11 protein-coding genes are annotated in these 13,045 nt (G+C 23.1%); all 11 read left to right on the plus strand.

Features of this window, described 5'->3' with window-relative positions:
- Positions 1-458: 458 nt before the first annotated feature.
- The 11 genes from rpsT (at position 459) to rsmH (ending at position 12,659) form a co-directional block, all read left to right on the plus strand.
- On the plus strand, positions 459-725 hold the full coding sequence (gene rpsT, locus Q2306_RS00890) for a 30S ribosomal protein S20 (RefSeq protein WP_323847866.1): 267 nt from the start codon (positions 459-461) through the stop codon (positions 723-725).
- 126 nt (positions 726-851) lie between these two features.
- On the plus strand, positions 852-2,135 hold the full coding sequence (gene serS / locus Q2306_RS00895; RefSeq protein ID WP_323847867.1) for a serine--tRNA ligase: 1,284 nt from the start codon (positions 852-854) through the stop codon (positions 2,133-2,135).
- Between the two features lie 49 nt (positions 2,136-2,184).
- Complete coding sequence (gene ftsH / locus Q2306_RS00900; RefSeq protein ID WP_323847868.1) at positions 2,185-4,218, plus strand: ATP-dependent zinc metalloprotease FtsH; 2,034 nt, start codon at positions 2,185-2,187, stop codon at positions 4,216-4,218.
- 206 nt (positions 4,219-4,424) lie between these two features.
- Positions 4,425-5,330, plus strand: coding sequence for an RluA family pseudouridine synthase (locus Q2306_RS00905; protein WP_323847869.1), 906 nt, complete (start codon positions 4,425-4,427; stop codon positions 5,328-5,330).
- Between the two features lie 128 nt (positions 5,331-5,458).
- Positions 5,459-7,150: an arginine--tRNA ligase gene (gene argS, locus Q2306_RS00910; RefSeq protein ID WP_323847870.1), complete on the plus strand. Its 1,692-nt coding sequence runs from the start codon at positions 5,459-5,461 to the stop codon at positions 7,148-7,150.
- 114 nt (positions 7,151-7,264) lie between these two features.
- Positions 7,265-7,870, plus strand: a complete 606-nt coding sequence (locus Q2306_RS00915; protein WP_323847871.1) for a YqaJ viral recombinase family protein — start codon at positions 7,265-7,267, stop codon at positions 7,868-7,870.
- Between the two features lie 208 nt (positions 7,871-8,078).
- Positions 8,079-8,315 carry an acyl carrier protein gene (gene acpP / locus Q2306_RS00920; RefSeq protein ID WP_323847872.1) on the plus strand — a complete coding sequence of 79 codons (237 nt, stop codon included), beginning with the start codon at positions 8,079-8,081 and terminating at the stop codon, positions 8,313-8,315.
- 47 nt (positions 8,316-8,362) lie between these two features.
- On the plus strand, positions 8,363-10,804 hold the full coding sequence (gene leuS / locus Q2306_RS00925; RefSeq protein WP_323847873.1) for a leucine--tRNA ligase: 2,442 nt from the start codon (positions 8,363-8,365) through the stop codon (positions 10,802-10,804).
- A 40-nt stretch (positions 10,805-10,844) separates the two neighbouring features.
- Positions 10,845-11,468: a guanylate kinase gene (gmk, locus tag Q2306_RS00930; protein ID WP_323847874.1), complete on the plus strand. Its 624-nt coding sequence runs from the start codon at positions 10,845-10,847 to the stop codon at positions 11,466-11,468.
- Positions 11,469-11,486: 18 nt separating this feature from the next.
- A complete protein-coding gene (locus Q2306_RS00935) occupies positions 11,487-11,702 on the plus strand; it encodes a DNA-directed RNA polymerase subunit omega (RefSeq protein ID WP_323847875.1) in 216 nt (71 codons plus the stop codon).
- Positions 11,703-11,732: 30 nt separating this feature from the next.
- Positions 11,733-12,659: a 16S rRNA (cytosine(1402)-N(4))-methyltransferase RsmH gene (gene rsmH, locus Q2306_RS00940; RefSeq protein ID WP_323847876.1), complete on the plus strand. Its 927-nt coding sequence runs from the start codon at positions 11,733-11,735 to the stop codon at positions 12,657-12,659.
- Positions 12,660-13,045: the final 386 nt, after the last annotated feature.

The raw sequence follows: 13,045 nt of genomic DNA on the forward strand, positions 1-13,045 counted from the left end.
TCTTTTCGCTTTGTTTTTATAATAAATTTTAAAAATATTTTCGAAGCAAGTGTTCTTTTTTTATATTTAGTGAATTCAAAAATTTTTAAAATCTTTATGTTTTTATTATAACAAGATAAATCATAAAAATTTCAAACAATTATTTTTAATTAAAATCAAAAAAAAAAAAACGATTGAAATGAAGCCATTTCTGCAAATTTTTTAGATAGATAATGTTTAATAAATAACTTTTATTATCAATATTTTTCATTAAATTTTAATATTTAACCGGTGGGACCCCAATACTCAAAATTACTCATTAAAATAAAAACTCGATATATAAAATATTACTTTATTAATTATAATTTAATAAATTATTGTTTTTTTATATTATAATATTGGTTATTATTACAAATAATGTTATAAAATATTAATGTGTAGAAAAAATATAATTTTATGAAAAAGGATATATTTAAAAGATGGCAAATATTAAACAACAAAAAAAACGTATTAGAACTAATGAAAAACGTAGATTATTGCGAAAAAACTTTAAATCTTCTTTAAAAACTTTTATTAATAATTTTAATAAATGTATTGCTAATGGAGAAAAAGATAAAGTTAATTCTCTTTTTAATACTATTAATAAGAAATTAGATAAAGGTCAATCTAAAAAGATTTATCATAAAAACTATATATCTAGGAATAAATCTCATCTGTCTAAATTATTAAATAGTGTCTCTAAATAATTAATCTATTATCTAGAAAACTTATTTTTTAGATAAATTTTCTTTTTTTAAAAAAGTAAATTTAAAATCTCAAAAAAATTTGAATTAGTCAACTTAAATTTAATCAAAAGGAATTCTATTTATTTTATGTTAAATGTCAAATTTATTCTTTGTCATATGGATTTAGTTTGTGCCAAACTCAAAAAAAGAGGTATGGAAACTTCTTTTTTAGACAAACTTATTTATTTAGATAAGGATAGAAAAAAATTAATTCAAGAAATAGACCAAAAAAGATTTTACAAGAATAATTTAACAAAAAATATTTTAGAATTAAAAACTCAGAATAAACTAGATGATAGTTTTTTAAAAAAAGAACAAATTTTAAAACAAAATTTAAAAGAATTTGAAAGACAATATCAAGAAGTCGAACAAAAGATTTTAGATATTTTATCTTATATTCCTAATTTGCCTCATGATTCGGTTCCTTATGGAACTTCTGAGAAAGATAATATAGAAATATCTTGTTATCCTGAAACTCATCAAAGGTCTTTTGTTCCTAAAGATCATATAGAATTAGGAACCAAATTAAATATTTTAGATTTTGAAAAAGCAGCTAAAATAACAGGTAGTAAGTTTGTTGTTTTAAAAGGTGTTGGTGCTAAATTAGAAAGAGCTTTAATAAACTTTATGATTGATACGCATCTATCTAGAGGTTATCAAGAAATTTTACCTCCTTTTATAGTTAACGAACAATCTATGTTTGCTGCTGGGCAATTGCCTAAATTTAAAAAAGAACTTTTTCAATTGAAATTAGAAAAACAAAATTGGTATTTGAATCCAACAGCTGAAGTTCCTATTATTAATTTACATCGAAACGATCTTTTAGATATTACTCAATTACCTTTAAAATATGTTGGTTATACAACTTGTTTTAGACAAGAAGCAGGAGCTGCCGGCAAAAAAACTAAAGGCATTTTAAGACAAAAACAATTTAATAAAGTGGAATTAATTCAATTTGTAGAGCCAAAATCTTCTTATTTAGTTTTAGAACAAATGTTAAAAGACTCTGAATATATTTTACAACAATTAAAATTACCATATAGAGTAGTTCTTTTATCTACTGGAGATTTAGGTTTTAGCATGAGTAAAACTTATGATATTGAAGTCTGGTTGGCAGGACAAAACAAATATTGTGAAATAGCTTCCATAAGTAATGCTGAAGATTTTCAAGCTAGAAGAGCGAACATTAAATTTATCTGGGATAAAAAAGAAAAAAGAGAATATGTACATACTTTAAATGGTTCAGCTTTAGCAATAGGTAGAACCATGATGGCGATTTTAGAAAATTATCAAGATGAAAACGGTAATATTCAAATTCCAGAAGTTTTACACAAATATATGGGTATAGATTTGATTACAATAAAACGATAAATTAAATTTTAAAATATTCAGTAACGTTATTACAAGGATAAAATTTATTATGAAAAAAATACAAGATTTTTTTAAAAATATTAATTTGTGGCATATTTTATATTTAATTTTGGGTCTCTTAATAATTGGACTTTTGTTTTCTCTTTATAATATTTATAATAAAGATAACAATTATAATATAAATAAACTTCTTAATGATATGGAAGAGAACCAAATAGAACAAATAGAACCTTATATATCTCAAGAACATTTTTTTTTAATGTATAATTTAAGCATTAAATATAAACATGATTATCCAAAAATATTACGTAATATTAATAAAAGCGAATACAATAAAATTAGTGAAAAGGCCACAGAAAAAGGCATTGATTTAAAAGGTATTCAAACACCCTTACCATATTTAGGTTTTGAGCCACTTATCAAGGCTTTAAGTTTTTCTTTACAAATCATTTTTATATTTTATATGATCAAAATTTTAACGAGCACTTCAAGTCAATTAATGGAACAATTTTCTGATAAAAATAAAACACAACAAATGAAACATTCATTTAAACAACCAACATTAACTTTTAAAGATGTTGCTGGCGCAGAAGAAGAAAAAGAAGAATTACAAGAATTAGCTGATTTTTTAAAAAATCCTAAAAAATATTATTTAATGGGTGCTAGAATTCCTAAAGGTGTTTTGTTATCTGGCCCCCCAGGTACTGGTAAAACATTATTAGCTAAAGCTCTTGCTGGTGAAGCTAAAGTTCCTTTTTTTGCAGTTTCAGGTTCAGAATTTGTAGAAATGTTTGTAGGTTTAGGAGCTTCACGTATTAGAAGTTTATTTAAATCAGCTCAAAAACACTCTCCTTGTATCATTTTTATAGATGAAATTGAAACTTTAGCACGTAAAAGAGGTATGGCTTACGGTAACACTGAACAAGAACAAACTTTAAACCAATTATTAATTGAATTAGATGGTTATAATCAAAATGAAGGTGTTATTGTTATTGCTGCTACAAATCAACCTGATTTTCTAGATCCAGCTTTATTAAGACCAGGACGATTTGATCGTCGTTTTATAGTTAATTTACCAAGTGTTAAAGATAGAGAAGCGATTTTAAGATTGCATGCTTTAAATAAAAAAATGGCTCCTGATGTAGATTTAGAAGAATTAGCTAGAATAACTTCAGGTTTTAGTGGAGCTCAATTAGAAGGTATTTTAAATGAAGCAGCTTTATTAGCTACTAGAAATAATTTAATGTTAATTGATCAAAAGACTATTAGCGAAGCTACAGATCGTATTTTGATTGGTTTAGCTAAAAAAAGTGTTAAATATTCTAATAAAGAAAAAAAATTGGTTTCTTATCATGAAGCAGGGCATGCTCTTATTGGAGTAAAATTGCCAGATGCTCGAAAAGTTCAAAAGGTAACTATCATTCCACGTGGTATCTCAGGCGGATATAATTTACTTTCTAACGAAGAGGAAAATTTTTTTTCATCTAAAAAACAATTATTAGCTGAAATTACTTCTTTATTAGGCGGCAGAGCAGCGGAAGAACTTTTTTTAGATGATGTTTCTAATGGAGCTTATCAAGATTTTAAAATGGCTACTAATATTGCTAAAAAAATGGTTACTATTTTTGGGATGAGTGATTTAGGATTAGCGCAATTTGAAGAAGGCAATAGTTTTCATAAAACTTTTTCTGATCCAAAAGCTTTAGAAATCGATCAAACTATTCAAAAAATTATATGGAATTGTTATGAATTAGCTAAAAAAACAATTTCTGATAATAAAGAATGTTTTTTAAAAATGACAGAATATTTATTAGAAATTGAAACTTTAAATCAAAAAGATATTCAAGAAATAGCTGAAACTAATAAATTAAATTGGTTCGATAAACAAAAAGAAAAAGATAAATTTGAAAAAGAAATTGATGAAGTAAATACAAAACAATTCAAAGATGAAAAAGAAATTGATGAAGTAAATACAAAACAATTCAAAGATGAAAAAGAAATTGATGAAGTAAATACAAAACAATTCAAAGATGAAAAAGAAATTGATGAAAAAGTTGATCAAACTTTTATAGAACAAGATTAAAATATTAACGAAAATATTAACATAGGTTTTAATTTTCATAAATAAAAATTTATTTTTTGATATAAATTTTTATTTATAACTCAATTATTAAATTATTTTTTAAATCAAAATGTATTTGTGTTTATACAACACGATACGTTTTTTCTTTCTTTATGTAAAAAAAGTAATATTTTAAATATTTTAGTTAGAAATTTTTTTGGTGAATTATGAAAATATTGGTCGTGCAAGATAAAGACAAAAATTTACGTTTAGACCTTTTTTTAACACAAAAATTAAATATTACTAGAAATCATTGTTATTATTTAATTAATTCTGGTGAAGTGCTTGTTAATAATAATCCAGTATTAAAAAAAAGTTATCTTGTGAAAGAAAATGATATAATAAAAGTACCCATTATTCAAAAAAAAACTTTGATTAATGTTTTTGAACCTATTAATTTGAATTTAAAAATAATTTATGAAGATCAATATTTAGCTATTATTGATAAACCTTATGATTTAATAGTTCACCCTTCTTCTAGTTATTCAGGAATCACTTTGATTAATGGATTGTATTATCAAATTAAAGATTTTAACATTTTAGATAAAGACAATGATCGGCCGGGTATTGTGCATCGTTTGGATAAAGATACTACTGGTTTAATTATTATTGGTAAAACAGAAGAAGCGGTATCAAGGTTGCAAAATTTGATTCATCAAAGAAGCATTAAAAGAACTTATTGGGCTATCATTGAAGGCTATTTAGGTTATGATTATGGGAAGATTGATTTACCTATTAGAAGAAGCGTACATAATCGTTTGAAAATGGAAGTTTCTGTATTAGGAAAATCTTCTGTAACTTATTTTCAAATTTTAAAAAAATTCCAAGATTTTTCTCTTTTAGAATTAAACTTAGATACAGGTAGAACTCATCAAATTAGAGTTCATTTATCTTATTTAAAGCATCCTATTTATGGTGATCGTTTATACGGTAAACAACAAAATTTAATATCAAGACAATTATTACATGCTAAAAAATTAAATTTTATTCATCCTTTTACTAGCGAAAAATTACAATTTGATATACCTTTGCCTTTGCATTTTCAAAAATTTTTAGATGAATTACAATATTAAGATAATTTCGGTACATTATTGTTATTGTATTAATCAAATAAAATATACTTTTGGATATTTTATTTGATTAATACAAATTTTTAATATTAATTTTTAAAACAATTATCAAATGATTAAAGGCAGTATATATGTATTTACAAGAAATGAAAAAGCAAATAGAACAAGTTTTAAATGATAAGTATTTACTGTCAATAGTTTTGCAAATTAATTTAAAAGAGGATAAGTTCGATTTTTTTTTACCTTTGTTTAATTATGTTAAAATTTTAAACAAAAAAATATTAGAAATTTTCAAAGATTTTCAAAAAGCATTAACAAAAAACACAGAAATAGATAATATTTTTTTTCAAAATGGTTTTTTGAATATTAAATTAAAGAGAGTTAATTTTTCTCAAAAAATTTTGTTAAATGTGCTAGATAGCGGTCATAATTATTGTCAAAAAGATATTAATTATCAAACAATAGTTTTAGATTATTCTTCACCTAATATAGCTAAAAATTTTTCTATTGGACATTTACGTTCTACAATCATTGGTAATGCTTTAAAAAAGATTTATCAAAAATTAGGTTTTAAAACGGTTAGTATTAATCATTTAGGCGATTGGGGAACGCAATTTGGAAAAATGATTTTAGCTTATCGTAAATGGGCTAAACAAGAAAATATGATCCAAAATCCTCTTAATGAATTACAAAGAGTTTATGTTTTGTTTCATCAAGAAGCTTTAAAAGATGAAAAATTAAATGAAGAAGCTAGACAAATTTTTTATCTTTTAGAGAACAAAGATAAAGAAATAACTGATTTGTGGAATTGGTTTAAGAAGATTTCTTTAAAAGAATTTTATAAAATTTATGATTTGTTAGGCGTTTCTTTTGATTATTATTTAGGAGAATCTTTTTTTCATGATAAAGCGACTGAATTACTAGAAGAATTAAAAGATAAAAATTTGATTGTTTTGGATGATGAAGCTTATATTATGACCTTAGATAAAGATATACCTCCGGTTTTAATACAGAAAAAAAATGGTAGCACTCTTTATTTAACAAGGGATATAGCGTGTGTTTTGTATCGTTATCACACATTTAATTTTGATAAATGTTTATATGTTGTAGGGAACGAACAAAAATTACATTATCAACAATTACAGTTAGTTATTGATAAAATTGGTTATAAGAAATTAAAATTAGAACATATTAATTTTGGTTTAGTTTTATTTCACAATATGAAAATATCTACAAGACAAAGCAATTCTTTTAGTTTGATCGATATTATTAATAAAGCTCAAAAAGAAGTTCAAAATATAATAAAAAATAAACATTTTGATCCAGAAAAAATTCATACAATTTCTCAAAAAATAGCTATTGGCGCCGTTGTTTTTAATGATTTAAAAAATGATCGTCATTTAGATATAGATTTTAATTTAGATGCAATGTTGAAATTTGAAGGTAACACAGGGCCTTATTTACAATATACAGTAGTTAGATTTAATTCTATTATACATAAAATAGCTTTTGATAGTTGTGAATTTACCAAACACGATTTCAATGTTTATTATCAACAATTTCATTATTATGTTTTAATTCGTTTAATCGATCAATTTGATGTAATATTAGAAAAAGTTAAAGAGGCTAATATGCCGAGTATTCTTGCTAGGTATTTGTTTCAATTAGCTAAATGTGCTAATAAATTTTATGAAAAAGAAAAAATCTTAAATATTAACGATTTGACATTACAATATGCTAATATTTTGTTGATTAAAAATTTTTTAATTGTTTTAAAAGAAGGATTGAATATTTTAGGCGTTCCTATTTTAGAACAAATGTAAATAAAAATATTATAAATTAAAGAAATATATTCAGGAAACTAATAAATATTAAAATAAAATTTTAATATTTATTAGTTTGATTTGTCAAAAACATTAAAATAAAGAAAAGGTTTTATGATGAATAGTTGTTTAGATTTAGAACAAAATTCTAATGATTGGCATAATCATAGAAAGAAATATATTAACGCTTCAGAAGTATCAATCATTATGGGTTTGAATCCTTTTGAAAATAAACAAAATCTTATAAAAAGAAAGTTGTTTGATGAAAAAATAGAAGATAATGAATTTATGCGTCACGGAAGAGCTTTAGAGCCAGCAGCCAGAATTTTTTTTAATGATATTAATAAAAAAGAATTTAAACCCGTGGTTTTTGTGAAAGAATTTTTATCAGCATCTTTAGATGGTTGGAATGATGAAAACAAAAGTTTATTAGAAATAAAATGTCCCAAATTTTTGAATTCTGATACTTGGAGTAAATTTTTTAATTATGATAAAATTCCTATGTATTATTATGCTCAAGTACAAGCTCAAATTTATTGTTCTAATGCTGAAAAAGCCTTTTTTTTAGTATTTGAAAGTTATCAAAATGCTAAAGTTCAAGAAGTTCCTAGAGATCAGTTATTTATCGACAAAATGTATAAAGAGTGTCTTGAGTTTTATAAAATTTTTAAAGAACTTAAGGTAAAAATTGATCAATTAAATAATAATAATAAAAGATAAAATATTTTTATTATTTTTTGTTTAATAAGCAAATATTTATTAAAATTTTGATAAAATAATTTGACATATGTTATAAAAATTGAAAATAACAAAAAATATTATATAATTATATATAACTTTTTTATATTTAAAATTATTTAAAATTATTTAAAATTATTTAAAATTTTAAAAAAAAGTTAATGTTCGCTTATTTTAAAAGGAGCTGATTATGGTTTTTGAACAAGTTAAGAAAATCATTTCTAAAAAGAAATCTATAAAAGAAGAGATAATTTCTTTAGAAACAAGATTAAAAGAAGATTTAAATTTAGATTCTTTTGATGCTGTTGAAATAGTAATTGAATTGGAAAAGACTTTTAAAATTAAAATTAGTGACGAAACTATGCAACAATTTAAAACAATAAAAGATGTTGTTGATCATATTAAAAGTGTTTTATTATATTTTTAATTATTTTATCTATAAATTTTTTTATATTGTAGAAAAAAAGGTTTTTTATGTTGATTTATGATTTTCATCAAATAGAGTTAAAATGGCAACGTCTTTGGGAAATAAAAAAAACTTTTAAAACTGGCAATGATTTTTCTAAAAAAAAATTTTATTGTTTAGACATGTTTCCTTATCCTTCTTCTTCTGGTTTACATATTGGTCATATCGAAGGTTATACTGCTAGCGATATTGTTAATAGGTTTAAAAGAATGCAAGGATATAATGTTTTGCATCCTTTTGGTTGGGATTCTTTTGGTTTACCTGCTGAACAATATGCTTTAAAAACAGGAAATAATCCTAGTTCTTTTACTTATGCAAATATAAATAATTTTAAACAACAAATTAAAATGTTAGGAAAAGGAGTTGACTGGGACAAAGAATTGTCAACTTCCGATCCTTCTTTTTATAGTTGGACTCAATGGATATTCAAAAAATTTTATGAAAATAAAATAGCAGTTTTGCAAGATATAGAAGTTAATTTCTGTGAAAAATTAGGTACAGTTTTAGCCAACGAGGAAATAATTTCAACAGAAAAAGGTCTTTTTTCTGAAAGAGGTAATTATCCAGTTGTTAAAAAAAAAATGAAACAATGGGTTTTAAAAATTACTTCTTTTCTTGATAGACTTTTGAAAGATTTAGAATTATTAGATTGGCCCCCTCAATTAAAGAATGTTCAAAAGAATTGGATAGGTAAAAAGAAAGGTTTTATTTTTTACTTTTCTGTTTTCTCTAAATATAATTATATTTTAGAAATTTTTACAACTAAGCCTATGACCATTTTTGGTGTTAGTGCTTTAGTTTTATCCCCTGAACACTATTTAGTTAACAAATTAACAGAAAAAGATTATATTGAAGACGTTAATTCATATTTAGCTGAAACCAAAAATAAAACAGAACTGGACAGACAGATTAATAAACAAAAAACAGGTGTTTTTACTGGCAGTTATGCTATTCATCCTTTTACTAAAAGCAAAATTCCTATTTGGATATCTGATTATGTCTTACCTCATTATGGCACAGGTATCGTTATGTCTGTACCTTTTTGTGATGAAAGAGATTTTGATTTTGCTAAAAAATATAATTTAGAGATATTTCCTATTTTTGAATGTCAAAATTATACTTCATGTTCCGAAAATTTAGAAAAATGTTATTTGACATCAGAAAAAGATATTTTGATCAATAGTTATTTTTTAAATGGTTTGAATATTAAAAAAGCTAATGATAAAATTATCGAAATATCTGAAAAAGATAAATTAGGACGTATTCATTATACTTATCAAATGCGTGATTGGATTTTTTCTCGTCAAAGATATTGGGGCGAACCCTTTCCTATTTATTATGATGATCAAAATAATATTTATCTTGAAGAAGATGAAAGGTTACCTATAAAATTGCCTTTATTAAATAAAGTCGAAATTTCAGGAAACGAACAATCTCCTTTATCTAAGGTCGATTCTTGGTTATATTTTGAAAAAGATGGTAAAAAATATAAAAGAGATTCTAATACAATGCCTCAAACTGCGGGTAGTTCTTGGTATTATATAGGTTATATTTTACAAAATCTTTTTGAAATTAAAAATTTAAATACTGATGAAGCCAAGAAAACTTTAGATTATTTTTTACCTGTAGATCTTTATATTGGTGGTAAAGAACATGCTGTAGGTCATTTATTGTATGCTCGTTTTTGGCATAAATTTTTATATGATTTAGGTTTAGTTTCTATTAAAGAACCTTTTCAAAAAATTATTAATCAAGGTATGATCTTAGGCAAAGATAATTTAAAAATGAGTAAATCTAAAGATAATAATGTTAACGCTTCTTTGATTTTAGAAAAATACAGCGCTGATGCTACCAGACTTTATATTATGTTTTTAGGACCTTTAGAAGATGATAAGGCTTGGAATGAATTAGGCTTCAAAGGTATTCAACGTTTTTTAAATAGAGTTTATAATATTTTTTCCTTATTTTTAGTGGATAGTCAATGTGACGATTTAGAATTTTTATTGAATAAAACTATTCAAATAGTTACTGAAAATTATGAAAAATTGAAATTTAATAAAGTTATTAGTCAATTGATGATTTTTATTAATCAAGTTTATAAAAATAAAAAAATAAACTCTCATCAAATGAGAATTTTTTTACAATTATTAAATCCTATTGCTCCACATTTAACAGAAGAATTAAATCAAATGTTTTTACATTCTAAGGAAGAATTAGTTTATTCTGTTTGGCCTTATTTTAAAGAAATATTATCGTTGAATAAAAAAATTGAAATTGTTATCCAAATAAATGGTAATTTAAAATCCAAAATTTTTGTTTCAGAAGATGCAGATCAAGAGATTATTTTCAATAAAGCTATTAAAGATGCTAAAATAAGCCTTTTAGTTAAACATCATAAAATTTTAAAAGTTTTTTATGTTAAAAATAAGTTATTAAATTTAGTCATTTAATTTCCAGAAGATTTATAAAAAAAGGCAAAAGAGTAAAATTATGGGAACACATCAAAAAGGTTTTATGATAATAATTTCAGGACCATCTGGAGTTGGCAAAGGGGAAATTAAAAAAGCTTTATTAAGCCAAGATAATAACAATTTTTACTATTCTGTTTCTTATACTACAAGAGAACCTAGACCTGACGAAGAAGAAGGAAAAGATTATTTTTTTATAAATAAATTAGATTTTAAAAAGAAAATAAAAGAAAAATTTTTTTTAGAACATAGTAAATTTATTAATAATTATTATGGTACTCCTTATAAAAAAACTTTAGACAAAATAGAAGAAGGTAAAGAAATTCTTTTAGAAATTGATATCGAAGGAGCTTTACAGATTAGAAAACATAAAATTAATAAAGATTGTATTTTTATTTTTATTGCTCCTTTGTCGATAGCAATTTTAAAAGAACGTTTGCAAAAAAGAAATACTGAAACAGAAGAAAATTTACAAAAAAGAATATCAAAAGCTGATCAGGAAATTAAATTAGCTTATAAATATGATTACATTGTTTTGAATGATGAAGTTGAAAACGCTGTTAATAAAATTAATTCTATTATTGTTGCTGAACGTTCTAAAACTAAAAATAGTATTGGTTTTTATTTTACAGATATTTTGCAATAAAGAAAGTTGAAATAAAATATGAATAAAGAAAACAAAGAAGGTTTGAATTATCCTTCTATTGATAAATTATTAAAAAGTATTGATTCTAAATATAAATTAGCTTATTTATCTAGTAAAATAGCTCATGTTATGGAAAATTATAAATTAGATGTTTCAAATATTGAAGGTAATAAAATATTAAGTAAAGCTTTAACAGAAATTATTAATGATAATTATAAAATTGTTTTTAAATAAAAAAATTTTAATAATTACGAGGTTTAACAATTGTCATTAGCAAAACACATTCCAGTCTTAAATAAAGAAATTATAGAATATTTAAATATAAATCCTCAAGGTATATATGTTGATGCTACTTTAGGCGACGGAGGGCACAGCGAATCTATTTTACATAAAATTAATAAAGGTTTTTTATATTCTTTTGATTGCGATTTTTTAGCAATTGAAAAATGTCAACAAAAATTTAATAATAATAAAAAAATATTTTTAATTCATAATAATTTTGCTTTTTTAAAAGAAGAATTATTGCAACGAAATATTTCAGCCATTGATGGTATTGTTTTTGATTTAGGTTTATCTTCTGCTCAAATCGAAGATAATAAAAGAGGTTTTAGTTATTTACGTGATTCTTTTTTAGATATGAGAATGGATTCTCAAAAAAAAATAAATGCTGCTTATATTGTTAATAATTATAGTTATTTACAATTAAAAAAAATTTTTTGGTTTTACGGTGAAGAACCTAAAGCTTCTTGGATATCTCGAGAAATAATTAAAAGAAGACCTTTGACTAATACTTTAGAATTAGTATCAATTACTGATAAAATTTACCCTGCTTATATGAATAAAAAAAGAGGTCACAGCGCTAAGAGAATTTTTCAAGCTTTAAGGATAGAAGTTAATCAAGAGTTACAAAATTTAGAAAAAGCTTTAGAACAAAGTCTTCGATTATTAAAACCTAATGGTAGAATCGCTGTTATAAGTTTTCATTCTATAGAAGATCGCATAGTAAAAAAATTTTTTAAAAAACATAGTCAATTTAACATACATCCTAAGATACCAATTTTAGAAGAACAATTACCGCCTAATCCTTTAAAAATTATTAATAAAAAAATTATTTATCCGAGTGAGGAAGAAATAAAATTAAATTCTAGAAGTTCTTCTGCTAAATTGAGAATTGCTGCTAAAAATTGTTAAATATTAGTTTTATAAATCTATTTATTTAAAAAAAATTTGTTTTATTTATTTAAATGTTTTTTGTTAATATTTATTATATAAAGTATTTTATGTTAAAACATATTATATAATGTCAATTTAATTTTTTATTGTAATGATATATTTTTTCATATATAATTAAAATGATTGTCTTTTTTAATAATTGATTACCTTTTTAATAAAGGTAAATATTGATTTTATATTTTGTAATATTGAATTTTTTCTTAATTTTCATATTTAATATTAAAAAATATAAAATTGTTTATTTTTTATTAAAAAAACTTCTTATTTCAAAAATATTTTTTTTATTAAACGCAAAATTATAAAAGTTATTTTTTAATATTTTGGATATATTTGCATGAAAGGTG

The sequence above is a fragment of the Phytoplasma sp. genome, from assembly GCF_035187685.1.
In the GTDB taxonomy this organism is placed as follows: domain Bacteria; phylum Bacillota_I; class Bacilli_A; order Acholeplasmatales; family Acholeplasmataceae; genus Phytoplasma.